We start from the raw sequence: 26,482 nt of genomic DNA, 5'->3' as shown, positions 1-26,482 counted from the left end.
CTGTTGATTAACTTGAGAAAGGCTTGGTATTACTTTCATGAAAATAAAGATGAGGACTGCGCGACAAAGTTTTGTAGAACCAAAGTGTACTCAGTAGAAGTAATAGTGAATTGTAAATATACTGTATCCACAGTGGCAGTAATAAAATGAGAGGACGGCCAGCAAAAATAAAAAAGAAATTAAAAATCCCAAAGGTATAAATAGTAAAAATTCGATGGCGAATTATATCTGAAGACAAATAGAGATTGTGGCGACGACTGTAGACTTTGGCTTGTTTTTCAGCAAAGCGTCCTAAAATATAAGCGATCGCTGTAAATCCTCCCAATATCATTGGCACAGTAATTAATTTGGGTAGATTAATTTGGTGTCCAAACAAATAAAGTCCAGGACTCAATATTGTTGCCATCTGGTGAGATTGCCGTATCCAAGCTCCAGAAAAATAATATTCCCAATTGCCCGCATAAAGGTAGTAATAAACAAAGAAACCAATGACTAAACCGCCGTAGCCATAACGCACAAAAGCTTCTTGCGGCTTTTTTAGGTCTTCCCAATAAGCACGTTCAGCATCAATATCAATACAAAAGTTTTGACAGGCAACACAGGCACTCTGTTCTTTACCCTCTGGCAAAACAATACGGCACATCGACTGGCTCATGTGAGCTTTACTGCTGAATAACCCACTGGGTTGACTATAAATCTTTTCTACGGGAGCCATTGGGCAGAAATAATTACACCATGTCTTCCCGCTATAGAGATAGCCAATAGTAATAGCAAAAGCAATAGTCAGCAACAACCATAATGCCAAAACTAGGCGATCGGCATCAAAAAATAAAATCCGGCCACATAGTCCAATAAATAACAATCCGAACTGTAGGTAAGCATAATTTTTGCCTAACCAGGATTTTGAATTGACTTTTGCTAACTTGTAGTGTTGTTTTCCTGTTTTAGAGCGCTTCCATTGAGATTGACGCTGCCAACCCAAGCCACGGGGAATCTGTGAAAGAAATGAGAGGGGGCAAATGCGTCGCCAAAGTTCATGTCCAAAAACAAGTAGAACAAAAATTGACGCAGGTATAATCACTCCCCACATCAGGGTTGTTCCCAGAGAATAAGATCGTCCTGAAAAGCATTTACCCTGTACGTGAATACAGCTATTAGCAAGTTGTACTGGGGGCGAAGTCTGATTTAGTTTGGTCTGTACGTGAGTCAAGGGGTCGTACAATAGCGAAGCAATGATTACGAGCCATGCAAAAGTTAACAGACAGCGCACCCAGTGCATCCAACGTTCAGGTATGCGGAAGAGCATGGATCTATTCCACTAAATAGTATTTTGTTAATCCAGTGTTGAGCAAATTATGCGAATGCTCTGTGCGGAATCTGACTAAAAAATTCTTATATAGATAGTTGCGCTTATTATGCAACTTACCGAAATCAGAGAATAACAGTGTATCCACTTAAATCTTTAACCTTTCTTCTTAATTCGTAGTTCAAAATACTCAATTAACACTTTTTGCCAACGCCTAATAGTATTCAGATGCAGGTGAATGAGGTAAAAATTTGTAGAACAAAGTTATATACCAAGAGTTTTTACACCTTGTTCCCCATTCCCTGCTGTGAGTTTAAGTTTCGCTGGCTGTTAGTTTGATGAGATGTTGCCAATGAACTTCAGATACTGGGACAACAGATAATCTGGGGAGTCGCAATAAGTCAAAGCCGGAAAATCGGTCTTCTTGCTTAATTTGGGCTAGAGTAACAGGCTGAGTGACTGGGCGGACTGCTTGCACCTTGACAACTACCAGTTTGACATCATTGAGGGCTGGATCAGGGTAAGGCTGAGTGACTATCTCTGCTAAACCGGTGATTTGTCGTTCTTTACCTGTGTGATAAATCCAAGCTAAATCGCCAGGAAGCATTGTGCGGATATGCTTGAGGGCGAGAGCATTTGTAACTCCGTCCCATACTGTAGTGCCGTCTCGTTCTAAATCAGCATAAGAGTATTTATCTGGTTCAGTTTTCAGCAGCCAATACGCCATAACAAAATCTCCAGAAATTTTACTGCGATTTTTTAGTTTCCAAAAATGTAACAATACCTGTTTTTGACTACGCTAATGTCACAGTAAGAACATACAAATCGTATCGAGCGAACTGACTGTTAACTATTAATACTGAACAGTTAACGGATGATTGCTGGATGCAGTTTACTTATTAGCATCTGTATATTTTTCAGAGGAGTGCAAGTTTATGTCTAGAGCCGTTTTGTCTGGTTCTCAGTTTCGTGCTGCAAAGTTTTGGCAATCTCTACCCTTAGCTTTACTGTTATTCGTAACGTTGGTGCTACCTGCGTCAGCCCAGGAAAAAGAAAAGTTATGGCGGACTTTGACTGTTAGTGGACGTGGGATGGAATCAATTCCTACTACTTTGTCTCTAGTTAATTTAGGCGTAGAAATTCAAGGTAAAACTGCCCAAGAAGTACAGCAAGAAGCTGCGAAGAGGTCATCGGCTGTAGTTGTTTTGCTCAAAAGCCGCAATGTAGAGAAACTGGAAACTACAGGTATTCGCCTCAACCCTGTTTACAGTTACACCAATAATGTGCAACGAATTACTGGTTACGCTGCTAGTAATACTGTGAGTTTTCGCATCGTTACCGAAAAAGCTGGGACATTGTTAGACGACGCGGTGAAAGCTGGGGCAACGCAAATTAACGGTGTTAGTTTTATTGCTAGTGATGAAGCGATCGCTGCTGCTCGTCAAGTAGCATTAAAAGAAGCGACTCAAGATGCTCAACAGCAAGCTGATGCTGTTTTTAGTGCTTTAGGACTGAAATCTAAAGAAATAGTCACTATTCAGGTTAATAACGCCAGCGCTCCCCCACCACCTGTATTTTTACGCGCCCAAGCCGCGAAAGTTGCCGAAGACGTTTCTACGCCTGTGGTTGGTGGCGAACAGGAAGTAGAAGCATCGGTGACGTTGCAAATTAGTTATTAGTCAAAAGTGCATAGTTCAATGTCAATGGTTGAGGATCAACCGTCAACGGTTAAACGTCTGGTTAGCATTTTTTAAATTATCCAGTTAGGTTAACTATTGACCCTTGACCGTTGACCATTGACCATTAATCAATTAAAAATTCTCTGGAGACATATCGTTCATAGCACCGTCGCTATCTTGCTTAGAACCTAATAAATCTAGCTGCTCTACGAGAATAACTGGTGTAGAACGGCTGGCTCCTGTTTGGCGATCGTTCCAAGTGTCAAACTTTAAAGAACCTTTAACAGCAATTTGTTTACCTTTTCGTACATAAGTACCAGCAATTTCGGCTGTCTTGCCCCATAATTCTAAATTGAACCAATCCGGCTCATCACTATTGCGTGTTCTTCTGTTTACTGCCAGTGTTAATCTACACTTAACCTTACCAGAATCAAAATACTTCATGTCTGGGTCGCCACCTACACGACCAATGAGGTGAACTATATTAATAGTCATGTGCTTTACCTTTTAGTACGGACGTACTCATGTATCTTGATTCCCATAATAGCCAATTATGAACTTACTGAAAATGTGTTAAAAAGTTAACAACCTTGCAAGGTATATAAATTTGAGCTATTACTTTGGGAAAACTAAAAAACTGTACGGATATACTGAGTTGGTCTGAGAATATCGAAAACGTGAATGTATCCAATTTAGTAAGTATGGTCAAAACTAAATCAAAAAATGGCCATTTTTACTAGACTGATGATCAAAAACGTAATAGAATCCAGCACGATTCAATCTAACATTTTTTTATAGTCAAAAATTATTGCAAATAGGGGGCGTAGAGAAGCGTGGGGCTGTTTAGGAACTTTCGCTCATCATGGGATATGGGTATCGACCTCGGTACTGCTAATACCCTTGTTTATGTATCTGGTAAAGGCATTGTACTGCAAGAACCTTCTGTAGTAGCGATCGACCAAATTGAAAAGGTCGCACTAGCAGTAGGTGAAGATGCCAAGAAAATGCTTGGTCGCACACCGGAAAACGTGATTGCCTTGCGTCCCTTGCGTGATGGGGTAATCGCTGATTTTGATACAGCCGAGTTAATGCTAAAAAGCTTTATTCAGCGAGTTAATGAGGGGCGATCGCTGATTTTACCTCGGATTGTCATTGGCATTCCCAGTGGTGTTACCGGAGTAGAAAGACGGGCAGTTATGGATGCCGCAGTTCAAGCTGGGGCTAGAGAAGTATATTTAATCGATGAGCCAGTAGCAGCAGCCATTGGAGCCGGGCTACCAGTTGCCGAACCCACTGGTAACATGATTATTGATATTGGCGGTGGCACAACAGAAGTTGCTGTGTTAAGTCTCCAGGGTACTGTTATCAGTGAATCAGTCCGCATTGCAGGAGATGAACTCACTGAATCTATTACCCAATATATGAAGAAGGTGCATAACTTGGTCATTGGTGAACGAACTGCGGAAGATATCAAGATTCGTCTTGGTTCTGCCTATCCCACCAACGAAGATAATGAAACCATGATGGAAGTTAGAGGTTTACACTTACTGTCTGGTTTACCGCGAACCGTCACCATCAAAAGCCCAGAAATCCGCGAAAGTATGATGGAACCGTTATCGATCATTGTCGAAGCAGTGAAGCGGACACTTGAAAGAACCCCACCAGAACTAGCATCTGACATCATCGACCGTGGTATTATGCTGGCTGGTGGTGGGGCGCTACTCAAAGGCATAGATACCCTGATCAGTCATGAAACGGGTATTGTGACTCACATTGCAGCTGATCCTCTCAGCTGTGTGGTGCTGGGAACAGGCCGTGTATTAGAGAACTTTAAACAGTTGGAAAGAGTCTTCAGCGCCCGTTCTCGAAATATGTAGGAAAAAAATATGGGATATTGGGTTCTATTTGCCTTGGATTTGGGTTTCATATAAATAGAATCCGATATCTAGCAAAATATAGAAACAGGTATAAATGGTTACTGTACGTCGTTGGTGGGGTAGTAAAGGGTTACAGATTGCTTCGCTGGCCCTGGTACTAGGTGGTGCTTGGATATTACGACAGACTCAAGGAGCAATGCTGCTGGAAGTTTACCAAGTAGTGACGCGTCCTTTACAGATTTTGCAATCTGGGCAAACTCCCGCAGAACGTTTGGAGGAACGCCTCAAAGATGCCCAGTTTATGGAAATGCAAACACGCATCCAAGAACTGGAAAGCCAAAATCAACAGTTACAGCATTTATTAGGTTATGTGCAGACTGAGCCACCTGCATCACGTCCCTTGCCAGCGCGGGTAGTAGGACGTAGTGCGGATCATTGGTGGCAACAAGTTACACTCAATCGTGGCTCAAATTCTGGGATTCAAGAAGGGTTTATTGTCAAGGCTGAGGGTGGATTAGTAGGTTTAGTAGATACTGTCACCCCTAATACTAGCCGCGTTTTACTCATTAGTGACCTGAAAAGTCAAGTGGGTGTGACAATTAGCCGCACCTCAGCTAAGGGAGTTTTGCGGGGCGATTCTTCAGCTGAAGCTGTGTTGGAATTTTACGAAAAAGTTCCCAATGTCAAGGTAGGAGATTTAGTTTCAACTTCAACTTACAGCCAAAAATTCCCATCTGGTTTGGCAGTAGGGCGAATTAAATCTTTAGATTTAAAGAAACTGCCGGCATCTGTAGCGAAAGTTGAACTTTTTCCGCCCATTAGGTCATTAGATTGGGTTGCTGTTTATCCAAAACCAACAAACCAACAACAGGAAAACCCAGAGTCGGCACAGCAAGAACAGGCAAATCAACAACTGCAAAAATCAAAATAATGAAGATACCTTCATTTAATGGTAGTAGACAAAAAAAGCCCAAAGCTGCGGAGCGAAAATCTAAAGCTTATCGCAAACCGATCGCCCGTTGGCATCCGCGTGTAGTTCAACTGTTAGATTTGTCTGTAACGGTTGGGTCTGTACTGTTATGTTTGCTGTTATTGCCAACGCGCTTTCCTGGTACAGAATTGTTGGGTATTGGGCCTAATTGGCTGTTAATTTGGGTAGTTGCCTGGAGTGTAAAACGCTCTGTTTGGGAAGGAGCAGTAGCAGGGATCGTTTTAGGGCTACTGCAAGATGCTATGACATCACCAGACCCGACTCATGCTTTAACTTTGGGTTTAGTGGGACTGCTGACTGGATTAGTACAGAAGCAGCGATTTATTCAGGAAGACTTTATTTCCATCGCTTTAATTGTCTTTTTAATGGCAATTTTGGCAGAATCAATTTTCGGTTTGCAGTTGAGTTTGACTGGCGATCGCAAAGTAGAATACATCTGGGCTTATTACCAACGGGTTGCTCTAGCCTCAGCGATTCTCAGTAGTCTTTGGGCTCCTGTAGTTTACTATCCCCTCAATCTTTGGTGGCAAAAGCGCAAAGCAATCGAGCAATAGTTACAGAGGAAATAATTTTGAGTTTAAATTTTGGGAGTGAGGAATTATGGTTACAGACCCTAAATCCTCACTCTTTTTAGTTGATGTCATGGGTCAACGGTCAATAGTTTCGGTGCAATAGTATTTAAGTATGCACCCCGACAGCGAACAGTAGCTCTGGGATATTACTGTTGAGGTATCAAGCCAAGTCGGTAACGTGCAGAATATTGAAATTCTTGCCCAAAATTTATGGATAATTCCCCAGTTGTTGCTCAGGTAGATACATCACTAAATTACACTCAAAAAGATGGGTTGATAGTGCAATTCTCCGCTGGAGAGGCTGCGCCAACGCCTTTGGTATTCAATTCTCAAACGCAGAACAGTATGAGCAGTGAAGCTGACTTTGACTCCCGCATGATGCAGCGATGCTTGGAACTTGCCCGCCGTGCTTTGGGGCGCACTTCGCCTAATCCGCTGGTGGGGGCGGTTGTAGTCAAAGATGGCGAGATTGTGGGCGAAGGGTTTCATCCCCGTGCGGGTGAACCTCATGCCGAAGTTTTTGCTTTGAGAGCCGCAGGCGTTGGCGCTCGTGGTGCGACAGTTTATGTGAACCTCGAACCTTGTAATCACTATGGCCGCACTCCGCCTTGTTCGGAAGGGTTGATAGAGGCTGATGTGGCTAAGGTGGTAGTGGGTATGGTTGATCCTAATCCTTTGGTGGCTGGAGGTGGAATTGCTCGTTTACGCGCTGCTGGTGTCGAGGTGTTAGTTGGGGTAGAGAATGAAGCCTGTCAGCAGCTAAATGAAGCTTTTGTACATCGTATTTTATATAAAAAACCTTTTGGTATTTTGAAATATGCCATGACTTTAGATGGCAAAATTGCCACTACTGCTGGTCATAGCGCGTGGGTGACAAATCAAGCCGCCCGCAGTGAAGTACATCAACTACGGGCGGCTTGTGATGCCATCATTGTTGGTGGTAATACAGTCCGACAAGACAATCCTTTTTTAACTAGCCACCAAGTGGGGGCGCATAATCCTTTACGGGTGGTGATGAGTCGTCAACTCAATTTGCCCGAAAACGCTCGTTTGTGGGATACCCAAGAAGCGCCAACGTTGGTGTTAACAGAAGTTGGAGCCAACCCTGATTTACAAAAAATGTTGCTTAAACACGGCGTGGAAGTTGTGGAATTACCAGCGCTAACACCTGAACAAGCAATGAGTCATTTATATGAACGGGGTTTTTGCAGTGTTCTGTGGGAATGTGGCGGTAATTTAGCTGCAAGTGCGATCGCTCAAGGAGCCGTACAAAAAGTTATGGCCTTTATTGCTCCTAAAATTATTGGTGGTAGCCATGCGCCTACACCTGTCGGTGATTTAGGTTTGACTACTATGACGGAAGCATTGCCCTTAGAACGTGTTCGTTGGCGTGTGGTTGGTTCCGATTGCTTAGTGGAAGGTTATTTGCCTCAATAGTCAATGGTCAATGGTCAATGGTCAATGGTTTTGCTCTAGACTATTGACTGTTGACTTCTTAGCAGTGTCGATCATAAGCGATATCGCGTATCAGACTTAGCCGGGATTGAATATAGTCGCCAAGAGAATCAATCTCATGGGAATCTAAGAAAACTTGTGTTGTGGTTTGTTTTACCAACCATTGCACCAAGCTAGAATCATCCAGCTGTAAGAGGGTCATGGTTTGGGCGGTTTCAACCACAGACCAAAGCTGACGCAGAATATTAGGAGTCATCAGACCTCATTGAAGATTAGCCTAGCTGTTTTTAGATTACACAATTTCGACGTTAACTTATGGCATGAATGTACAAGCTGAGACAAGTATTATTAAAAAATTAATAATGTGATTTATAACTTTATGAACTTTCAGAAATGAACTATTGCATTTATTTGTTAATAAAAAGTTACTAATACTAGGTTTGTATATCTATACTAATTTATTAATGCCATCTATCCAAAGAAGTATCTTAATTATTTATAGTTTAAAAATGTATTTAATGAACAAAAATAGTGCCAAAACTAGATAAATAATTATAATTTTTATCTAGTCAAAAAGAGTAGAAGGGGCTGGAAACTAGTCTCTCACTCATTCTGAGCAATGAAACAAACAATATTAATTGTTGGAATGGCTAATCCCAACAATTAATATTTTTACTGACCAATTGACAAATTATTATTCTTCATACTCCACCCAACTATTAGGTGTTTCAGAAACATGAACTTTTAATTGTACATTTGGCGGTAATCGCTTCTTGGTTTCATCGTAAATGTACTTAGCGATCATTTCAGCAGTAGTCTCATATTCAGGAGGCATAACTTCATTTAAAATGCAGTGGTCAAGCCCTCCTTTAGTAGCATCTTGTTTTGCCCAACGTAAAGTTCTAAAATCAGCTACCATAACTGGATGTGGACAAAATTGTGAAGAATGCAGTTGTGTTGAGATGGCTTCGATGCGGACTTCGTAATTATGACCGTGCATCCGACCACAGGGGCCATCGTAATCTTTAATGTAGTGAGCGCTATTAAAAGAAAATTCCGTTACCACTTTCCATTTGGGCATTTTAATATTACCTCGTAGCCAATTTAGAGATAAATACTTATCTCTTCTGATTACCTTGGTTAATAAATCAGATTTTTATAGTATTGCTTATACAAGTTTAAAAAAAGAATATGACAAATACAGGTTTAGCTTTGCATTTTAAAGAATTTATCAGGCGTTGCAACTAAGCGATCGCTTTAGCTGCGTTGACGATTAACATGCGTAGGTGGAACCTGTCGTAGCCATCGCGCATAAATATAACTAAGTAGTGTGTTTATTACCGTAATTAATGAAATTCCCTCATCAAAGCAAAATTAAAGCGCAAGTTTGGGTAGTCGAAAATGGTAAAAAACGCCTGCGACAAGACCAACTAACTACCGAAGAACCTTTAGAAATTCGTTTGACATCTCCATCGCGCACAGTAGCTATTACAATGCGAACTCCCGGCGCAGATTTTGAATTAGTAGCTGGCTTTCTCTTTAGTGAAGGCGTGATTAATAGTAAACAAGATATCCAAAAGATGAGCTACTGCACAGATGAATCTATAGATGGTGAGCAGCGTCATAACATTATTAATGTGCAATTAAAGCCAGGGTTAAATCCAGATTTACAGCCTTTAGAACGTCACTTTTATATCAATAGCGCCTGCGGAGTTTGTGGTAAAGCTAGTATTGCAGCTTTGCAGTTGCGGGGTTGTGCCAAAATTACTTCTGATTTAACAGTTAAGTCTGAGATTATTTACAGCTTATCTGAGCAGTTGCGATCGCATCAAGGTATCTTCAGTGCAACTGGAGGGTTACACGCGGCGGCGGTATTTGATGCTGAAGGAACAATGTTGAACTTACAAGAAGATGTTGGCCGTCACAATGCGTTAGATAAGTTGATTGGTAAGGCTGTACTAAGTGAAGAGTTACCATTCAATCATCATATTGTCATGGTGAGTGGGCGTTCTAGTTTTGAGCTACTGCAAAAATCTGTAGTTGCTGGAGTGCCAATTGTTTGTTCTGTATCTGCGCCTAGCAGTTTGGCAGTATCTGTCGCTGAAGAGTTTGGTATTACTTTAGTAGGATTTTTACGGGGAACACGCTTCAATATTTATACTGGATGGCAGAGAATTATGGGGACATGATATGCTCGTAAAAATCACAATTTTTACTTGATTTTTACGTAATCTTGTCAGATAAACTAGGACATTTAAATATGAACACGCTTGGTCAAAAGCCTAAAGTTAGCTTTACTGTAAATGCGTGCGTTGTGGATACCCCATTCATCGATAAAATACTCCGGAGTATGATGCGTTCTCTGGATTATCCTTTTTGCGAAAGGCTGGTAGCACTAGATCCTGGTAAGCCATCTGGTAAATACCTAGAACGTCAAACAGGGCAAATAGACGAATTAAGAACAAAATTAGAGCAACTGCGAACAGAGGGTGTTATTAATCGAGTAGATGAAATACCTTGGGATGAAAACTCTCAAAAGTCAGTATTAAAAAAATATTTTGGACGTGAAGATATAGATGTCAAGGATTTTGATGGAGCGCCAATTTACCAATATCTGTTTGCTTTGGAACAGTGTACTGCTGATTATATTCTGCATGTAGATTCCGATGTGCTTTTTTGCCAGGATGCCGCAAGAAAGTCTTGGATAGATGAAGGGATTGAAATGTTGCAGGCAAACCCATCTGTAGTAATTGCAACTTGCGAAGGTGGCCCTCCACAAGCTCAAAATTTTATAGAAAAATTAATCGGTCGTCCTTTAAAATCTAAACAGCAGCAATTATGGAATAAAGCTCGTAACGTTTCTACACGATATTTTCTCTTAGACCGCCAGCGCTTAGAAAAGAATGTATTGCCACTAGTACAAAAGGATACTGGAGAGCCATTAGAGAATTCATTTACACATACTTTTAAAGTTAAAGGTTTTGAGCGTTGGTCGATGAGTACTGGTACTTGGGCAATTCATCCAGTAGAACATGGTGAAAATTTTAATCAACACTTAGATGATTTAATTTGGGCTGTAGAAAACAATGTTTATCCCTTTAAACGGGGTGGTAGACGATGGAATATGCACACAGATGGAGATAATATCAAACCTTGGCTGAATGCTATTCATCAAGCTAAGTCTGCTATGTCTTAAATTTTGAAATCATAAAAGTGATAGATATGGGTGAGAGTATATTTTTAATAACTCTTGCCCAAACTCTAATTTTTGATATTAATGGCTGATCAATTCTAGAGAAATGATTTGCAACATCAATTAGCTACAGCAAAGTAATGGTTTTGCGATATACTGAAGTATTCGTGGTGATCGCCACAGTTAATCTAGAAAGTTTAGTCGGTTTTTATACTCAAGTTTTAAGTGAAAAGCCTAGTACTTTAATTCCCAATGTTTATGCAGAGTTTCAATTGATGGGTTTGCGATTGGGGATTTTTCAACCGAAACAAAGTCACGAGTTAGAATTTGAAAACTCAACTAAAAGTAAAATAAGTTTGTGCTTAGAGGTGAGTAATTTAGAAGCGGCGATCGCTCATCTCACAAATTTAGGTTATCCTCCACCCGGCGAAATATCTATTGCTTCCCACGGACGAGAGATTTATGCCTACGATCCTGAAGGTAATCGTCTAATTCTGCATCAAGATAAGGGAGTCAATCGTCAATAGTCAAGGGATAAAATTTCACACTTTACACTTCATACTTCACACTTTTTTCTATGGCTATTACGAACAACTACAAATTAAACCTGATCCAATGGTATCCGGGTCATATTGCCAAGGCAGAAAAAAACCTCAAAGAACAGCTAAAACTGGTAGATGTGGTATTAGAAGTCCGAGATGCGCGGATTCCTTTGGCGACGCACCACCCGCAAATAGGTGAATGGGTAGGAAATAAAACGCGGATTTTGGTATTGAACCGCTTAGATATGATTACACCCCAAGTGCGATCGCTCTGGACAGATTGGTTTAGAAGTCAAGGAGAAGTGCCTTATTTTACCAACGCTCAACAGGGTCAAGGTGTAACAGCTATTGCAAAAGCCGCCCAAGCGGCCGGAGTCGAACTAAATAAAAAAAGATGCGATCGCGGAATGTTACCTCGTCCTGTGCGGGCTGTGGTGATTGGTTTTCCTAACGTTGGCAAATCAGCTTTAATTAATCGCCTTTTGGGACGGCGCGTGGTAGAAAGTGCAGCGCGCCCAGGGGTAACACGTAGCTTGCGTTGGGTACGGATATCTGACCAGTTACAATTACTCGATGCACCTGGTGTCATTCCTTCTCGCTTAGAAAACCAAAACGCAGCCTTGAAATTAGCAATTTGCGATGATATTGGTCAAGCATCTTACGATAATCAACTCGTAGCATCCGCACTAGTAGATTTTTTGAACGAAATTCATATTACTGCAAATCATTTGTTACCAGAATCACCGCTACAGTTACGTTATGGACTCGACTCCACACCCTACACAGGAGAATCTTATTTAGAAGCTTTAGCAGAACATCGTTATAACGGCGATGTGGAACGCGCAGCGAGACAACTTTTTACAGATTATCGCAAGGGTTTATTAGGGACAATTCCTTTGGAATTACCACCTAACTTATAAGCAGCCAACTAACTTTATGCACAGTTTACACTCATGCGATCGCATCTCAAATTTTGACTCAATATGAGCGATCGCAACTGTTAGTAAAGGTTTGTGAGTGGCGCTTCGCTAACACCACGGCGTTGACGACTCTTAAAAAAGGAGACTTTGAGATGATGTCTCCTCTTTTTAAGTTGCCATGTACATACAAGTTAAATTACCCCCCTTAATCCCCCTTTTCCAAGGGTTAAGGTGGGGTAATTCAATAACTTGTGTGTAAATCGCAGGTTTACAGCTTAAAGAGATAGTTTATCAAACTCAAGTTAATTCACTGTTGTCTTTGTACTCTTACCATTCATTGTTGAATTCTCTACATTTAGCGCCATTATCGTTGTAGTCGGTGCAGTTGTTGATGCACGCTTATTTTGTTGGCGCAGCTTTCCCCCCGCTTGCACATATTGCAAACTGTTTTTGCCATAGCGCGTTCTGACACTCATTAACATTCTTTCAGAATAGCTGCTTAAATCTTGCTCTAGTAATTGAATCTGCCCCATTGCTTCATCTAAAGTGGAGAGCATCATGTTGTAGTTTGACAACTTTGTTTGTAAGGTTTGAATTCGCCTTTCATACTCCGTCAAACTCAACCCATCACCAAATTCCAACGTTTCGCTAATCGATCGCATCCCAGCAATTCGTCGCGTTGCTTTATCTAATATTGTAGAACCACGTTTCAATCTTGCCATATATACCTTTTCTACTGAATATCCTGTAAAAATTGATGCAAACTTATATTTTTACTCTAGCTATCTGCTATCTCTCTTGACCTGAGCAATAACAACCAAAACTAAAGTATTGTTACAGTAAAATCTAATATTTATTCACTAATTATACTGAAAGAATTTATAATTAAAAGTATAAAATTTCTGTTTTTTTGCTGTTGAGTTCTTAAATATCGTATTGAAGTATCCGAATATCGTACTGAAGTACCCAAATATCATATTGAAGTACCCAAATATCATATTGAAGTATCCGAATATCGTACTGAAGTACCCAAATATCATATTGGAGTACCCGAATATCGTATTGGAGTACCCGAATATCGTATTGGAGTATCCAAATATCGTATTGGAGTATCCGAATATCGTATTGAAGTACCCAAATATCGTATTGAAGTACCTTAATAGACTATGACGGTTTAGGTTGCACAACAACACAAATTACTAATCAAGAAATGCGATCGCTTTTTGGGTACTTTTTACCACTACCCAGGAGATGATGAAACTACCAAAGTTAGTAGTGGGTTGTCATATAGAAGCAATGTTCCTGACGGGCTGTGCTTACGCGCAATAGATAAATTCTATTTAATTTACTGTAAACAGTTGTCGGAATGTCATTATCAGTGCCATAAAGATAAGGTAAAGGATTTATCCTGGGTATCCTTTACGTTAAAGATGTTTCCCTAGCTTCCAGGATAAACAAATCATACTCATGACTGAACTCACACTGCGCCTACAACAGGGAGAAACAGAAACAACAGTAACCGTGAATCAAGATGAATTCACTATTGGTCGTTTACCAGAATGTGACCTGTACTTACCTTTTGGTGGAGTTTCCCGAAAACATGCACTTTTACGAAAAAAAGCTAATGGTGCGTGGGCTATTGAGGATTTAGGCAGTAAAAATGGCACGCAAGTAAATCAAAGTTTTGTAACTGAAACAAGAGATTTACAACACGGCGATATTATTTGGCTAGGAAATGTCAGCTTAGTAGTATTGTTGGTAAATCCGGCAATGCAGGTAAAAATTCAACACGCAGCAGTTTCTGATAGTGCGGAACAAAGAACAATTTTACGTAATGTTGAACAGTTGCAACAGCAGTGGATAGCAGCTGATAGTCACGATGATGATATTACTACTAAAAATAAAAGCATTGCTCGCCTCAAAGACTTAGTAGATATTGCTAAAAATTTGTGTGCAGCCGCATCAATAGAAGAAATTTTTTCTCAAGTACAACAAGTAGTTTTTCGTTATCTCGACAGTATTGACCGCTTGGCTTTATTAATTGATGTGAATAGTTGCAATCATTTAGAGTTAGTCAATGCTGGTACGAGAAATACTTATGAACAAAAATATTTAGCAGCTGATGGTAGCTGGATTAGTCGCAGTATTTGTCAAAAAGTATTTGAAGAAAAAGTAGCAATTCAAACTGCGGATACTCACAAAGATGAACGATTTGCTGGGGAACATAGTATTTTAGTCAAAGGTATTCGTAGTGCAATGGCTGTGCCTTTGTGGGATGAAAATAAAGTCGTTGGTGTTCTCTATGCAGATGCCCATCTTTCTTCTTATCATTGGGCAGATGATGGTGAAGAAGAACTCAGCTTTTTTTCGGCTTTAGCAAATTTGGTTGCTTCGAGTGTGCAGCGTTGGTTATTAGTAGAAAAACTCAAAACAGAAGAAGTAATTCGTCACCGCCTAGAACGTTATCATTCTCCCGCAGTTGTGCAGCAGTTAATTTCTGTGGGTGGTTTACCAGATGGACGTTTACCAACCACTGAAAGCGAGATTAGTATTTTATTTGCTGATTTAGTCGGGTTTACAGCACTTTCAGAGAGATTAACACCAAAAGCGATCGCCCAATTATTAAATAATTTATTTGAAGAGATGCTGCAAGAAGTATTTGGCTACGGCGGCACTTTAGATAAATATATTGGCGATTGTATTATGGCATTTTTCGGCGCTCCCGAACCGCTGGTAGATCATGCAGATCGCGCCACAGCCGCCGCTAAAGGAATGCTCACACGTCTGCAAAGGCTAAACGCCAAAGGTTTTTGGGAAGAACCTCTACAATTACGCATTGCAATTAATAGTGGTAAGGCTGTTGTTGGTGATGTGGGTAGTTCGCAACGGGTAGACTACACCGCATTAGGCGCTACGATTAACTTAGCAGCACGGATGGAAGCCGTTTGTCCCCCTGGGGAATGTGTGATTAGTGAAGCTACTTATCACATGCTGACAGACTCCTCAGATTTTCAAGAAATGGGAGATCATCGGTTTAAAGGTATTGATAGATTAGTGAAAGTTTATCAAACAAATATGAGTTAATATTAATGAACAATCAAGGGTTTGTAACTCACGTACTGCTTCGCAGAAGCCGCAGGCTAGGTGGGTTTTGTCTGTTTAGCAGCGATTTCCAATCGCCAAAGCAAGTAATAATAAATTAGACTTTTAAAACAACCTCTTAGCACTGTGTTAGCCATAGCATAAGAAAAAGAGTTTTTCTCACCACCTTAATAGGCAAGTTTAGGTAACTTAATGATAAAATTTGTCCCCTTACCCTCCGTACTTTCAACTTCAATCGTCCCCTGATGCGCCTCAATAATACTCTTTGCTAAAAATAATCCTAACCCCCATCCTGTTTGATCCTCAGCAGAGATGGTTCGACGAAATTGCTGAAATAAGATTGATTGAGCGTCTGAAGAGATTGGATTCCCCTCATTGTGGATAGTCAGGCTGATATGCGTTTCAATTTGCTCCAGCGTAAGTGTAATTGGTGTATTAGCAGCACCATACTTCACGGCGTTAATAGCTACGTTTTCAATTACCCGTCGTATCTCTTTACGGCTGCAATTGCTCCTGATAGCAGTATCAGAAACTACAATAAACCGATCTCCATAAGCAAAGTTCAAATCCTCTACTACGTCCTGAACAAGGCTGTCTAAACTGCATTCTTCAAATTCAAACTTTAAGCTCTCCCCTGCCCGCAGCCGACTAGCATCGAGCAGATTTTGAATCATCGAATTCAAACGCTCGACTGCTTTTAGCATTGTCGCCGCGATATTCACATGGCTGTCTCCTTGTTCAAGCCGACGCAGAGTCAGTTGAGTACCTATTTTTATGACATTGAGTGGGTTCCTAAGATCGTGAGTCAGTGTCACCATAAATAACTCTTGAATATCTCGCAACGTCTGGGAAAATTGAGTCGCCGCATCGTTAACAGCTTGCTCAATGGAGTCGATAATAATATCTCGTTCCCTCACCTCTAAAGCCGCTTCTTCTTCTAAAATTTCAAATATGACCTGACGCAGAATGTGGTACTCAAAAATCACTTGACTCATCGAGTAGTCGGCAAAACCTGCCCGCTCATGTCCATGCTTTTTACCAATCCGAGTGCTTTCTAGTTTATCGGTTTTTATTCTCGCTGGTGTCCTTTCAATCTTCGTTGACAATTCATCCACCAATTGCTCTAGATACTGAGGTAGCGAATTTTGTAGCATCAGAGAGTCCTGATGTATTGATGCACCAACTTCATCACGCGCCCTCTCTTCCCACCTCTGCATAATTCTTTCAGCATTTTGCTTAAGACGCTCAGACGTTTGGTTGGACATAGATTGTAAAAATACCAAAATTAGCCAATAGTTAGCTTTAAACTGCTTGATATTATACGCAATATTTCAATTCAATTTCATCAAAACTTTACCAGCATTTAGTTCTCATTCACTTATGCGAAGTGGTCAGCAATGGTGATTTTGGGCTGGAGTTTCACGCGAATTAGAGCAATATTGCTGCTTTTACGACTCTATTATCAAAGCTTAAATCCTTACCTATATGTCACTTGCGATCGCTACCTTTTTTCTAGTTTAGGATCTATGTATCATATTTAGATGCGATCGCCCTGGTATTCTTGTCGCGCAAATTAACAGTGGAGTTTGATCGTTTAAATTTATCTTACGGTATTCCTAAAACTACATTCGATTTTTTGAAGAAGTCAGATATCTGCGTTTCTCGGTTTTCAGCAACTAAATATTAAATCTTACTTTAAATACTGGTTATTACAATATTCTATAGTTTCTTTAACAGCAACAACTTCTACCGTAACTGGTTTATCTTTAGTGCCGTTGATGAGAAATTCACTAGCGCCAACATGAGGCTTTTGAGGATTTCCCCAATCGTATGTATAACCTAAACCAGTCCAAGGATAATATTCTTTGTCTTTATTCTCAAAAGAGTTTTGATAAATATTATGCAGAGTTAAATTACTTTTAGGTACAGGTACAGGTAAAACATTACAACTAGAATCATTAATTTCTGGGTCAATACATGGTCTGCTCAAGTCTTCGGCTTTCACCCACATTTCTACAAAGTGGGTTTTATTAGCATATTTATTTAAAACTAAACCTAAATACTGCTGTAATCTCAACGCCAGCATCACTTTTCCTGGCAAATTTATGCCTGTTCCTTTGCAGCTTTGGCAAAATTCTTGCGCTTGAGGAAATACTGTTAACCATGTTTGACGGCTAATTTCTTTTGTCCCTACTGCCCAATCCATACTGGGATTTGAGGTATACAGCCAACTCACCATCAAAAATTCTGTTTTACCATCGCGTTCTCTGGTTTTAATTTTGGGGTTGGTTGTGGATAATGCCCAAAGGTTATTAACAACTTTATCTACACTTGGTTTTTTAGCATCTTCAATAGATTTGTCTAGTTGCTTTTTCAAAAAGTTGTAACTTTCGGGGTTGTTTTTAGCCAAATATTCATAGACAGAAGGAATTGTTTGAGACTGTGCCAATAATTGTTTATCCAGATTCGGCACTGTTTGAACATGAGTTTCTGTAGCAAATAAATTGGAATAACCTACTGATAAACCAACAGCACTTAAACTTAAAAACACATATTTATTAATTTTTTGCATAGTAATTTTCCTGCTAGGTAATAGCAATAATTTATATCAACATAAAGATTGAATCTGATTTTATAGGGTGTTTGCAGAATGCGCCAGTAAATTTAAACTTCGTGATTTTATTTGTTTGTATAAAAATAGTGCGATCGCCAGCACAAACACACTAACAAAATCTTAGTATTAGTAGTGATACAAAACTTATCAATATTTACAAGTATTACTGTTGAAATAATTAATTATTTACACCGTAATTTCACTTTGATAGGCTGTTATTACGCCTAAGTATTTGGGTACTATAAACTGAGAATTATTTTGGGTATTTGCTGACTCATGATGAAAATTATTACTGCGCGAGTTATCTTAGGATTAGTCGTGCTAGGACTCTGTAGTTGTAACGCTATCAAATCAACAACCACAAACAATTCTAGTCAAACTACTAGTCAAAATGATGTACAAACCCAGCCACCCATCAAAATTGCTGGTTCTAGTTCATCTATCACAGTTTTAAAAGTATTAACAGAAGCTTATCAAGCTCAAAATAAAACAGCCAAAGTAGAGTTTATCTCTCATAGTCAATCAGAAGGTGCGATCGCGGCACTTAAAAATGATATCGTTGATATTGCAGGTAGCAGTCACAAACTAAAGCCAGAAGAAGATAACGGTAAAATTCAATACCGTGAATTAGCTCAAGATTTACTCGTTGTTTTTACACACAACAGCGTTAAAGGTGTAACTAATTTAACAACTAATCAGTTAAAGTCAATCTACGCCGGAAAAATTACTAACTGGCAAGAATTAGGCGGCCCCAATGCACAAATTGTAGTTTTGGATAGACCAGAAGATGAATCTGCTAAAAAATTACTGCGAAAATACTATTTAGGTCAAGATAAAACCACTACTAAAGCTGTCATTTTAAATAAAGAAGGAGAGCTAATTGATACTTTACAAAGCACTCCTTATTCAATTGGTGCTTTTTCTTTAGCTTATTCTGCAATTAATCAATTACCAGTCAATCGCCTCAAACTAAATGGTATTGAGCCAAACAAAGGTAATTTTACTAATGGTAAATACCAAATGGTGCGTCATCTAGGAGTTATTTGGCAGAAAGCACCTACACCTACCACTCAAAAATTCATTGATTTTATCTTTAGCTCAGAAGGTCATAAACTACTGCAAGATAAAAGCTTTATTCCTAGCAATTAAATTCATCATCACCGCCATGCGAAGAAAATTTCGCTTACGCTTTAATCTCAGCCAAAAAATAGTTTTTTCATCTCTAGCTATATTTTTGAGCATATTTATATTGTGTTTATCCATCATTGGACATTGGTTTACTGATAGTCTTGAGCAGAACATTCGCCAAGAAGTCGCAAGTTTTGCAGAAAGAGTTTACCAAGATTTTCAACATGAACAGGAAGATTTGGAAACACAAGTAAATTTGATTGCTGGGCGTGAGACAATTACCTTAGCAATTGAACAAAAAGATAAACAAAAACTTTTACAAGATTTACTCCCTATTAGAACTACTTTGAATTTAGATTGGATAAAAGTAGTTGATACTAATGGCAATACTTTATTAGATACAAGAAAATCTAGTTTAGTTACATCTAAATTACTTGATAAATCTATTACTAACATTGCTAAGAGCGGTGGTAGCTTTATTGATTTTATTGATGTAGAAGATAGTCTACAAATTTTACAAGTAGTAATTCACCCAATCAAATCTTCCATAAAAGTTGTAGGTGGAATTATTATGGGTAATTTAGTAGATGAGTCATTTTTAAAACAAATTGCTGTTGGTTCTTCCAAAAACATAGTTACAACAAAAAAAGACACAATTATTGCATCAACACTACCAGATATTAAAGAAACAAAATGGCGGCCGCCTTCGCCTAATTTGTCTACCCTTAAAACATCAATTCAACAACAAGAATATTTTGCTAAAAGTATTATATTTAAAGGAGCAAGTCAATCTTTAATTACAACTATACTTTATCCAATATTGCAATTAGAAAAAACTCAATCTTCACTTTGGCTACGGCTATATCTTTTGTTTTTATTGGGAGGTACAATTGTTACATTCATAGGATATTTAATTGGCAACAAAATTACCCGCCCTTTGCAAGCTGTAACACAAATTGCCAAAAAAGTGACAAAAGATGCTAATTTTGATTTACAAGCGCCTGTCACTACTGAAGATGAAGTTAGTGTTCTAGCTATTTCTTTAAATCAGTTAATTCAACAAGTAAAACAACTTTTAACAGAACAGTATCAAGCAAAAGCTAAATTAGAAGCATATAACCAAAATTTAGAGCAGAAAATCAAAGAAAGGACTAAAGAAGTTGAGCAAAAAAATCTTGACTTAAAAAATACTCTAAATGAGCTTAAGCAAACTCAATCTCAATTGATTCAAACTGAAAAAATGTCTTCTTTAGGACAGTTAGTTGCTGGTGTAGCTCATGAAATTAATAATCCGGTAACTTTTATTTATGGTAATGTTGAATATGCCGAAAATTATGTGAAAGATATACTGCAACTAATTCAACTTTATCAAAAGTATTACCCTAATCCAGATTCTAATATTCAAGATGTCATGAAAGAAGTTGAGATTGAATATATTATCCAAGACTTGCCTAAAATCTTGACTTCCATGAAAGTAGGTGCTGAACGTATTCATCAAATTGTTCTTTCTCTGCGAATTTTCTCGCGTTTAGATGAAGCTGAATTTAAAACAGCTAATGTGCATGATGGTATAGATAGTACTTTGTTAATTTTGAAACACCGCCTTAAAGCTCAAACTCATCGCCCAGAAATTCAAGTAATTAAAGACTATTGCGAAATGCCGCATATCAAATGTTTTGCAGGTCAATTAAATCAAGTATTTATGAATATCTTGGCAAATTCAATTGATGCTTTAGATGAAGCTTGGGAAAAAAAGCTCTGTCAACAGCCAATAATTCGCATTTCTTCTGAATGTGAAAATGAAAATATCTGCATTCATATTGCTGATAATGGGACAGGAATTCCCCAAAAAGTACAAAGTCGTTTATTTGATCCGTTTTTTACTACTAAACCAATTGGTAAAGGAACCGGTCTAGGCTTATCAATTAGTTACCAGATAGTTACAGAAAAACATCGTGGGTCATTACAATGTATTTCTCTACCAGACAGGGGTACAGAATTTGTGATTACAATTCCAATCCGCTAGTACAACAAGTCAAAAGTCAAAAGGAAAAAGAAAGAAAGAATAGTAATACTACAAGCCTTTTAGCAATTCCAGATGGTCTGTTTATTTACGCCGACCTGTACTAGTATTTTTTTAGTGAGCAAATACTAGTTAACGATGAATCAAATTCGTAAGTTTAGTTTTTTACCAATTATTGGCATTATTCTGATAGTTGCGAGTTTCTGGTTTTTGACTGCAAATAAACCAGAAATGACAACTACTTCCTCAAATACAGTTTATGAACAAAAAGTTAATCATAGTCCAGATGGTATTGGTAAATATTATATGGGGCGAGAAATTGCTCAAGTGATGGGACACACAGGCGCAGGCTGGCTGGAACGTCCTAGTCGCGAGTTAGAAGAACAGCCAAGCAAGATAGTTGGCGCGTTGGATTTAAAACCAAATGACGTAGTTGCAGATATTGGTGCTGGTACAGGTTATTTGAGTTTTTTGATTGCACCTTTATTACCTCAAGGAAAAGTCTTGGCTGTAGATATTCAGCCAGAAATGTTAGAGATTATTCAAGCTTATAAACAAGAGAAAAAAATTACTAATGTTGAGCCAATTTTAGCAACGATTGATAATCCTAACCTGCCTAATGCAAGTGTTGATTTGGCTTTAATGGTGGATGCTTATCATGAATTTGCATATCCTTACGAAGTGATGCAAGGAATTGTCAAAGCCTTAAAACCGGGGGGTAGGGTAGTACTGGTAGAGTACCGAGGGGAGAATCCTTTAATTATGATTAAACGTCTGCACAAGATGACGCAAAACCAGGTGCGGAAAGAAATGCAGGCTGTTGGTTTAGTTTGGCGCGAGACAAAAAACTTATTACCCCAGCAGCATTTGATGATATTTGAAAAACCAGTTGCTAGTACAACAAGGTAAAAGTAAAAAGTCAAAAGGAAAAAGAAAGAATAGTGATACCACAAGCCTTTTCGTAATTCCAGATGGTTACTGAGTTTGGTCTATTTATTTACGTCGATCTATGCTAGTTGAAACCTGTTTCTACCAGGTTCCAGAAATAGCCATCTGGTGCGGTAAAAGAGAAACTTTTTTCTCGAAACTCGTTTTCGATAATGTTAGTAAAGTTTAGCACTTGACTGGACTTGATGCGATCGCCATATTCTTCAATTCCCTGCACCCGATAAGTATACAGCGACATCCCTAAACTTCCTGGTTGTGCGGCTTCAAACCGCGATTCTAAGTTTATCGCCTCCGGGAAGCGAATTATATAAAGTCTGCCACTCCGCGCCGCCATCATATCAGTCTGAGACGAACGCGGATCATCAAAAGTCGTCACGATGAATTTTTCTCCTGGTTTGAGGTCAAATAAATCTCGTCCTGCGGGTGAAGATTCATAGCTAGTTTCGACATCATCTCGCACTCGCAACAAACCTAAAATGTCCTCATAAAACTTCAGGCTAGTTTTGCTATCATCTTGAACGACAATTCCAATATGAGTAAATTGACTAGTTTTCAATACAGATGCTGCGTTAATGTTTCCGTAATGAGGTATTGTGTAACCAAATCTTTGAAATAAAACTTGTCGCGCTAAAGGTTGCAATAATAACATTTCTCGCACCCCTACGCTTGGGTCAATAAAAGGGCGACTTTTGCGTTCTTTGTTATAAATAACTTCCCAATAGGGAATACTATATCGCACTGTAAAACCAGCCATTTTGGCTTCTTCGGCATGATTTAAAATAGTTAAAATATCAGAAGTTAGGGTAGTCGCCCAACGATTTCCCTTTGTTTTCATTGATGCTAACCCCAAACCTTGATTAGTGGGATTTTGCCAAACCATCAACCGAATTAACCCATGATCTGCATTTTGATGATATAGGCGAATGGAACGTAATCCAGAATTTACTCCATATAATTGATGGGCTGTCGCCGCAGGTAATTGACCAACTTGTCCAATGCGATAACCAAATTGTTCCCAATATTGTATGGCAAAAATTGGGTCTGGAACACCAATACACACTTCATAGATACCTGCAATTTTAGTTTCTTGTCCTAGATTCATACTGAATTTAATTTAGATATAACCAAATAATATTAATTCAAAAATAAGGTAGCAAAACAAGATTTTTTTGCCTCACGCAGAGGAGGACACTTGCGTGGGCGAGTTTCCCGACTTGAGCAAAGTGTCCGTCACGCAAAGGTGCAGAGAGTTATAGAGAGTTTATCTGTGTGCTTTTATTTCTTATCGCTAATCTGATTTAAGTCTTGCAGAACAGCGGCGGCTGATTGATAGCGATCGCTAAAATGATAACGCACCATTTTATCTAAAATCATACCCAGTTCTGCACTTACTTGTACTGTGTGTTGCCACATAACATTGCCTGTCTCTGGATCTGGTTGTAATTCTTGAGGTAAGATACCAGTCATTGCTTGAATTCCCATCATCCCCAAAGCATAAATATCACTAGATAAGCGCGGATGTCCGGCAAATTGTTCTGGTGGTGCATAGCCCCGTGTACCAATAGCAACTGTGGCTAATTCTGTTTGTTCGCTAGTTGGTGGGTGCATTAATTTAACTGCACCAAAATCAATTAAAACTAAGCGATTATCTTGATTACTTCTAATAATATTATGAGGTTTAATGTCTCGATGAATTACTCGATGCTCATGGACAAATGCTAAAACTTCTAATACACCTTTGAGCATCTCAATTACAAAAGTTTCATTTTTTGCACCGTGTACAGGTGCTAATTCTTCGTGTAAAGTATGCCCAGGAATATACTCTTCTACTAAATAAAACTCTTGCTGGTCTTCAAAATAAGCCAGCAGCGCCGGGATTTGGGGATGTTTCCCCAAGGCTTCTAAAATTTCTGCTTCTGTATTAAATAATCTGCGGGCTACTTCTAAAAATTTTGTATCTCGACGTGCTGGCATTAATTGTTTCACAACACAAGTTGGATTACCAGGACGCTGAGTATCTTGTGCTAAATAAGTGCGACCAAATCCCCCAGCCCCCAGAACTCTTGATATGTGGTAGCGTCCACCCAAAAGTAAATCACCGGTTCTTTTTTCTGGTTGATAAATTATTGACGCAGAGTGAATATGTTGGTCACGAATTTTTGTTGCTTCTGTTGCAGCGGTAGTTTCTTTTAAGAGAATACTTAATTGAGCGATCGCTTCTTGTTGTTGTTCAACTTGCTGAATAATTAACTTAGTTTGCTGTTGAGTGCGGTATGTACTATAAACCAGCATCCCCACACTACTAAACAAAAATGCGATCGCCGGGGGAATCAGCGGTATCCAGCCAGCTAAGAGAAATAAACCAACACAAATTGCCACTAAACCAGCTAGAGTTAGACATCCCACCACTAGCAGCATAACAGGATGTCGCAGCCGCCAGCCTAAAAGACTACCCAGTAATGACCAAGCCAAGACCCATGTTACTTCCTGCCAATCAGGCCAGTACCAAATCAATGGTCTACCATCCAAAACGGTACTAAGAATTTGACTGGCTATTTGTGCATGAATAAATACAGTTGATGTTCTAGCTGGATGGTCTGGAGAAGCACTGTAGGGAGTATACACGCCAGGATGAACACTAGCGGCTGTAGTGCCAATAATTACTAACTTGTCTTTAATCCAGTTGGGATTAACTTGGCCGTTGAGAACTTGTGAAAGAGTGACTTCTTGTGTGAGGCGATGAGGATGGCGGTAATTTAATAATATTTGATAACCAGCCGCATCTAAGCCGATATAGCCACCAGAATTAGGTGTGAGAGTTGAAAAAGTAATTTTACCAAGATGAAAATTGTGTTTTTCGGTAAAATCTACATTTATCCCTTGTTTTTCTAAATAACTAATGGCAATTAAAGCCGCAAATGAAAATTGTGTTGCACATTTACTATTATTACTAGGCTCGGCAAATAACAAACTCCGGCGCACAATTTGGTCTTCTTGATTATCAGGAATTAAATCGTTATAGCTAATATTATCTCCAGGAAAATTCGGTGGAGGAGGAATTTCTGATCTATCTTTGCTGCTTAATAAACAAGTAGTAATAATGTTATTTTTATTAGTAATACCAGCCGCCAGATTGGTTTGATTTTGGCGGTAGAGATTCAGACCAATAACACGCGGTTGATCAGACTCCAGTTTGGTTAATAATTGATTGATTATGGCATCAGATAACGGCCATTTGACTTGCGCCAAATCCTCTTCTGTGATTTTAACCAGTAAAAGCCGAGGATCGGGTGGTTCTGAAGGACGCGATCGCAACATTTGGTCATAAGCTTTTAACTCCCAAGGTTGCAACCATTTCAGTTCCCGCATTCCCCACACCAAAGTTGTGACCCCCACACTTGTTACCACAACCATTCGCCACCAGTGAATCTTGGTCAAGGTGTCACGATAATCTTGATTTTGGGTTAATGCAGTTCGCAGATATTGTAATATTCCACTAATCACAGAGTTGTAGTAGAAGGCAGGAGGATGAAATTTAACATTTCAGACTTCAGACTTTATTTAATTTAGCAACTTACTTGGCTGAATGTTGCTATTTAATCCATCGCTAGAGTTCAGCAAATAATAGGTTGTATAATCTATATCCGGTTGTTCCTCCATTCAGAAAACTCAGTCATGCCAAGCACCGCCATTGAAACAGTTATTGCTGCCTACTTTACCAACATTACTGCAATGAATCCAGAAGGCTGGATAGAGAATTTTGCGGAAGATGCGGTGAGTCATGATCCGGTTGGTGAACCTCCAGTCAAAATTCAAGAAGATTATCACCAGTTTATCGGGCAATTGCAAGCTGTATTTACAAAATTAGCCGCGACAACTGAACATATTTTTGTAGCTGGTACTGAAGCAGCCGTCAAGTGGACAATGGACGGAGTTAGTAAGACAGGTAAATCAGTCACCTTTGAGGGAATCACAATTTTTGAGATTAACAAAGACGGAAAAATTCAAACAACCCGCGCTTATTGGAACCCTAATCTCTTGGTAGCGCAATTGCGCGGTTAAGAAAAAGTAGGAAATGAAGTCTGAAATGAAGAACCCAGTATAATCAAGTTTTTTCCTACTCCCCAACCCA

The 26,482-nt window shown here is 39.2% G+C and carries 24 protein-coding genes; 14 read left to right on the top strand and 10 right to left on the bottom strand.

The annotated features are described in order from the left end of the window. Window positions 1–7: 7 nt before the first annotated feature. Entirely contained in the window at window positions 8–1,306 is a 1,299-nt protein-coding gene (locus NCWK1_RS03690; RefSeq protein ID WP_146033938.1) for a 4Fe-4S binding protein, read from the bottom strand. A 313-nt stretch (window positions 1,307–1,619) separates the two neighbouring features. Continuing rightward, window positions 1,620–2,033 carry an EVE domain-containing protein gene (locus NCWK1_RS03685; RefSeq protein WP_103123762.1) on the bottom strand — a complete coding sequence of 138 codons (414 nt, stop codon included), beginning with the start codon at window positions 2,031–2,033 and terminating at the stop codon, window positions 1,620–1,622. 208 nt (window positions 2,034–2,241) lie between these two features. Here NCWK1_RS03685 and NCWK1_RS03680 point away from each other — a divergent pair, with 208 nt between their 5' ends. Further along, the gene (locus NCWK1_RS03680; protein ID WP_103123761.1) at window positions 2,242–2,985 is read left to right on the top strand and encodes an SIMPL domain-containing protein; all 744 of its coding nucleotides are present in this window, start codon (window positions 2,242–2,244) and stop codon (window positions 2,983–2,985) included. A 132-nt stretch (window positions 2,986–3,117) separates the two neighbouring features. On the opposite strand, the gene NCWK1_RS03675 is transcribed toward NCWK1_RS03680, so the two are convergent. Next, complete coding sequence (locus NCWK1_RS03675; protein ID WP_096580125.1) at window positions 3,118–3,480, bottom strand: single-stranded DNA-binding protein; 363 nt, start codon at window positions 3,478–3,480, stop codon at window positions 3,118–3,120. Window positions 3,481–3,854: 374 nt separating this feature from the next. On the opposite strand from NCWK1_RS03675, the gene NCWK1_RS03670 reads away from it, so the two are divergent. The 4 genes from NCWK1_RS03670 (at window position 3,855) to ribD (ending at window position 7,862) form a co-directional block, all read left to right on the top strand. After that, window positions 3,855–4,862 (top strand): rod shape-determining protein, encoded by a 1,008-nt coding sequence (locus NCWK1_RS03670; protein ID WP_096580127.1) that lies wholly within the window; start codon window positions 3,855–3,857, stop codon window positions 4,860–4,862. Window positions 4,863–4,956: 94 nt separating this feature from the next. Beyond that, a complete protein-coding gene (gene mreC / locus NCWK1_RS03665) occupies window positions 4,957–5,793 on the top strand; it encodes a rod shape-determining protein MreC (RefSeq protein ID WP_096580129.1) in 837 nt (278 codons plus the stop codon). Beyond that, window positions 5,793–6,407 (top strand): rod shape-determining protein MreD, encoded by a 615-nt coding sequence (gene mreD, locus NCWK1_RS03660; protein ID WP_103123760.1) that lies wholly within the window; start codon window positions 5,793–5,795, stop codon window positions 6,405–6,407. The genes mreC and mreD overlap by 1 nt, the downstream gene beginning before the upstream one ends. A gap of 228 nt (window positions 6,408–6,635) precedes the next feature. Beyond that, a complete protein-coding gene (gene ribD, locus NCWK1_RS03655; protein ID WP_096580133.1) occupies window positions 6,636–7,862 on the top strand; it encodes a bifunctional diaminohydroxyphosphoribosylaminopyrimidine deaminase/5-amino-6-(5-phosphoribosylamino)uracil reductase RibD in 1,227 nt (408 codons plus the stop codon). A 58-nt stretch (window positions 7,863–7,920) separates the two neighbouring features. Here ribD and NCWK1_RS03650 read toward each other — a convergent pair whose 3' ends face one another. Together NCWK1_RS03650 and NCWK1_RS03645 are read right to left on the bottom strand one after the other, a co-directional pair. Next, a complete protein-coding gene (locus tag NCWK1_RS03650) occupies window positions 7,921–8,136 on the bottom strand; it encodes a hypothetical protein (protein WP_096580135.1) in 216 nt (71 codons plus the stop codon). Window positions 8,137–8,574: 438 nt separating this feature from the next. After that, window positions 8,575–8,961 carry a 6-pyruvoyl trahydropterin synthase family protein gene (locus tag NCWK1_RS03645; RefSeq protein ID WP_096580137.1) on the bottom strand — a complete coding sequence of 129 codons (387 nt, stop codon included), beginning with the start codon at window positions 8,959–8,961 and terminating at the stop codon, window positions 8,575–8,577. A 268-nt stretch (window positions 8,962–9,229) separates the two neighbouring features. On the opposite strand from NCWK1_RS03645, the gene fdhD reads away from it, so the two are divergent. The 4 genes from fdhD (at window position 9,230) to ylqF (ending at window position 12,535) form a co-directional block, all read left to right on the top strand. Beyond that, window positions 9,230–10,069, top strand: a complete 840-nt coding sequence (gene fdhD / locus NCWK1_RS03640; RefSeq protein ID WP_096580139.1) for a formate dehydrogenase accessory sulfurtransferase FdhD — start codon at window positions 9,230–9,232, stop codon at window positions 10,067–10,069. A 71-nt stretch (window positions 10,070–10,140) separates the two neighbouring features. Beyond that, entirely contained in the window at window positions 10,141–11,076 is a 936-nt protein-coding gene (locus NCWK1_RS03635) for a glycosyltransferase family A protein (RefSeq protein ID WP_103123759.1), read from the top strand. Between the two features lie 137 nt (window positions 11,077–11,213). Then, window positions 11,214–11,600 carry a VOC family protein gene (locus tag NCWK1_RS03630; RefSeq protein ID WP_103123758.1) on the top strand — a complete coding sequence of 129 codons (387 nt, stop codon included), beginning with the start codon at window positions 11,214–11,216 and terminating at the stop codon, window positions 11,598–11,600. Window positions 11,601–11,650: 50 nt separating this feature from the next. Further along, window positions 11,651–12,535, top strand: coding sequence for a ribosome biogenesis GTPase YlqF (ylqF, locus tag NCWK1_RS03625; protein ID WP_103123757.1), 885 nt, complete (start codon window positions 11,651–11,653; stop codon window positions 12,533–12,535). A gap of 302 nt (window positions 12,536–12,837) precedes the next feature. Here ylqF and NCWK1_RS03620 read toward each other — a convergent pair whose 3' ends face one another. Next, window positions 12,838–13,257, bottom strand: coding sequence for a hypothetical protein (locus NCWK1_RS03620; protein WP_103123756.1), 420 nt, complete (start codon window positions 13,255–13,257; stop codon window positions 12,838–12,840). A gap of 745 nt (window positions 13,258–14,002) precedes the next feature. Between NCWK1_RS03620 and NCWK1_RS03615 the strand changes: the two genes are divergently transcribed. Beyond that, window positions 14,003–15,619 (top strand): adenylate/guanylate cyclase domain-containing protein, encoded by a 1,617-nt coding sequence (locus NCWK1_RS03615; RefSeq protein WP_103123755.1) that lies wholly within the window; start codon window positions 14,003–14,005, stop codon window positions 15,617–15,619. Between the two features lie 185 nt (window positions 15,620–15,804). On the opposite strand, the gene NCWK1_RS29890 is transcribed toward NCWK1_RS03615, so the two are convergent. Next, entirely contained in the window at window positions 15,805–16,902 is a 1,098-nt protein-coding gene (locus NCWK1_RS29890) for a sensor histidine kinase (RefSeq protein ID WP_103123754.1), read from the bottom strand. A 425-nt stretch (window positions 16,903–17,327) separates the two neighbouring features. Further along, complete coding sequence (locus NCWK1_RS03605; RefSeq protein WP_103123753.1) at window positions 17,328–18,209, bottom strand: hypothetical protein; 882 nt, start codon at window positions 18,207–18,209, stop codon at window positions 17,328–17,330. A gap of 321 nt (window positions 18,210–18,530) precedes the next feature. On the opposite strand from NCWK1_RS03605, the gene NCWK1_RS03600 reads away from it, so the two are divergent. The 3 genes from NCWK1_RS03600 (at window position 18,531) to NCWK1_RS03590 (ending at window position 22,311) form a co-directional block, all read left to right on the top strand. Further along, window positions 18,531–19,400 carry a substrate-binding domain-containing protein gene (locus NCWK1_RS03600; protein WP_187308049.1) on the top strand — a complete coding sequence of 290 codons (870 nt, stop codon included), beginning with the start codon at window positions 18,531–18,533 and terminating at the stop codon, window positions 19,398–19,400. 16 nt (window positions 19,401–19,416) lie between these two features. Beyond that, complete coding sequence (locus NCWK1_RS03595; protein ID WP_103123751.1) at window positions 19,417–21,405, top strand: ATP-binding protein; 1,989 nt, start codon at window positions 19,417–19,419, stop codon at window positions 21,403–21,405. A 135-nt stretch (window positions 21,406–21,540) separates the two neighbouring features. Next, window positions 21,541–22,311, top strand: a complete 771-nt coding sequence (locus NCWK1_RS03590) for a class I SAM-dependent methyltransferase (RefSeq protein ID WP_096580161.1) — start codon at window positions 21,541–21,543, stop codon at window positions 22,309–22,311. A 103-nt stretch (window positions 22,312–22,414) separates the two neighbouring features. On the opposite strand, the gene NCWK1_RS03585 is transcribed toward NCWK1_RS03590, so the two are convergent. Both NCWK1_RS03585 and NCWK1_RS03580 read right to left on the bottom strand, forming a co-directional pair. Beyond that, the gene (locus NCWK1_RS03585) at window positions 22,415–23,452 is read right to left on the bottom strand and encodes a VOC family protein (protein WP_096580163.1); all 1,038 of its coding nucleotides are present in this window, start codon (window positions 23,450–23,452) and stop codon (window positions 22,415–22,417) included. A gap of 173 nt (window positions 23,453–23,625) precedes the next feature. After that, on the bottom strand, window positions 23,626–25,854 hold the full coding sequence (locus NCWK1_RS03580) for a CHASE2 domain-containing protein (RefSeq protein ID WP_103123750.1): 2,229 nt from the start codon (window positions 25,852–25,854) through the stop codon (window positions 23,626–23,628). Window positions 25,855–26,025: 171 nt separating this feature from the next. Between NCWK1_RS03580 and NCWK1_RS03575 the strand changes: the two genes are divergently transcribed. Continuing rightward, the gene (locus NCWK1_RS03575; RefSeq protein WP_103123749.1) at window positions 26,026–26,412 is read left to right on the top strand and encodes a nuclear transport factor 2 family protein; all 387 of its coding nucleotides are present in this window, start codon (window positions 26,026–26,028) and stop codon (window positions 26,410–26,412) included. Window positions 26,413–26,482 lie beyond the last annotated feature (70 nt).

The organism is Nostoc cycadae WK-1 (assembly GCF_002897135.1).
GTDB lineage: Bacteria > Cyanobacteriota > Cyanobacteriia > Cyanobacteriales > Nostocaceae > Nostoc_B.
This window is presented reverse-complemented; position numbering and strand designations above follow the sequence as displayed.

What these genes read in the sequence shown, in the direction of transcription:
- NCWK1_RS03585 (WP_096580163.1), bottom strand. Translation starts at nt 23,452, where the DNA reads ATGAATCTAGGACAAGAAACTAAAATTGCAGGTATCTATGAAGTGTGT.
- NCWK1_RS03675 (WP_096580125.1), bottom strand. Translation starts at nt 3,480, where the DNA reads ATGACTATTAATATAGTTCACCTCATTGGTCGTGTAGGTGGCGACCCA.
- mreC (WP_096580129.1), top strand. Translation starts at nt 4,957, where the DNA reads ATGGTTACTGTACGTCGTTGGTGGGGTAGTAAAGGGTTACAGATTGCT.
- NCWK1_RS03575 (WP_103123749.1), top strand. Translation starts at nt 26,026, where the DNA reads ATGCCAAGCACCGCCATTGAAACAGTTATTGCTGCCTACTTTACCAAC.
- ylqF (WP_103123757.1), top strand. Translation starts at nt 11,651, where the DNA reads ATGGCTATTACGAACAACTACAAATTAAACCTGATCCAATGGTATCCG.
- NCWK1_RS03690 (WP_146033938.1), bottom strand. Translation starts at nt 1,306, where the DNA reads ATGCTCTTCCGCATACCTGAACGTTGGATGCACTGGGTGCGCTGTCTG.
- NCWK1_RS03685 (WP_103123762.1), bottom strand. Translation starts at nt 2,033, where the DNA reads ATGGCGTATTGGCTGCTGAAAACTGAACCAGATAAATACTCTTATGCT.
- mreD (WP_103123760.1), top strand. Translation starts at nt 5,793, where the DNA reads ATGAAGATACCTTCATTTAATGGTAGTAGACAAAAAAAGCCCAAAGCT.
- NCWK1_RS03615 (WP_103123755.1), top strand. Translation starts at nt 14,003, where the DNA reads ATGACTGAACTCACACTGCGCCTACAACAGGGAGAAACAGAAACAACA.
- NCWK1_RS03600 (WP_187308049.1), top strand. Translation starts at nt 18,531, where the DNA reads ATGAAAATTATTACTGCGCGAGTTATCTTAGGATTAGTCGTGCTAGGA.
- fdhD (WP_096580139.1), top strand. Translation starts at nt 9,230, where the DNA reads ATGAAATTCCCTCATCAAAGCAAAATTAAAGCGCAAGTTTGGGTAGTC.
- NCWK1_RS03595 (WP_103123751.1), top strand. Translation starts at nt 19,417, where the DNA reads ATGCGAAGAAAATTTCGCTTACGCTTTAATCTCAGCCAAAAAATAGTT.
- NCWK1_RS29890 (WP_103123754.1), bottom strand. Translation starts at nt 16,902, where the DNA reads ATGTCCAACCAAACGTCTGAGCGTCTTAAGCAAAATGCTGAAAGAATT.
- NCWK1_RS03670 (WP_096580127.1), top strand. Translation starts at nt 3,855, where the DNA reads ATGGGTATCGACCTCGGTACTGCTAATACCCTTGTTTATGTATCTGGT.
- NCWK1_RS03645 (WP_096580137.1), bottom strand. Translation starts at nt 8,961, where the DNA reads ATGCCCAAATGGAAAGTGGTAACGGAATTTTCTTTTAATAGCGCTCAC.
- ribD (WP_096580133.1), top strand. Translation starts at nt 6,636, where the DNA reads ATGGATAATTCCCCAGTTGTTGCTCAGGTAGATACATCACTAAATTAC.
- NCWK1_RS03680 (WP_103123761.1), top strand. Translation starts at nt 2,242, where the DNA reads ATGTCTAGAGCCGTTTTGTCTGGTTCTCAGTTTCGTGCTGCAAAGTTT.
- NCWK1_RS03650 (WP_096580135.1), bottom strand. Translation starts at nt 8,136, where the DNA reads ATGACTCCTAATATTCTGCGTCAGCTTTGGTCTGTGGTTGAAACCGCC.
- NCWK1_RS03630 (WP_103123758.1), top strand. Translation starts at nt 11,214, where the DNA reads ATGGTTTTGCGATATACTGAAGTATTCGTGGTGATCGCCACAGTTAAT.
- NCWK1_RS03620 (WP_103123756.1), bottom strand. Translation starts at nt 13,257, where the DNA reads ATGGCAAGATTGAAACGTGGTTCTACAATATTAGATAAAGCAACGCGA.
- NCWK1_RS03605 (WP_103123753.1), bottom strand. Translation starts at nt 18,209, where the DNA reads ATGCAAAAAATTAATAAATATGTGTTTTTAAGTTTAAGTGCTGTTGGT.
- NCWK1_RS03635 (WP_103123759.1), top strand. Translation starts at nt 10,141, where the DNA reads ATGAACACGCTTGGTCAAAAGCCTAAAGTTAGCTTTACTGTAAATGCG.
- NCWK1_RS03590 (WP_096580161.1), top strand. Translation starts at nt 21,541, where the DNA reads ATGAATCAAATTCGTAAGTTTAGTTTTTTACCAATTATTGGCATTATT.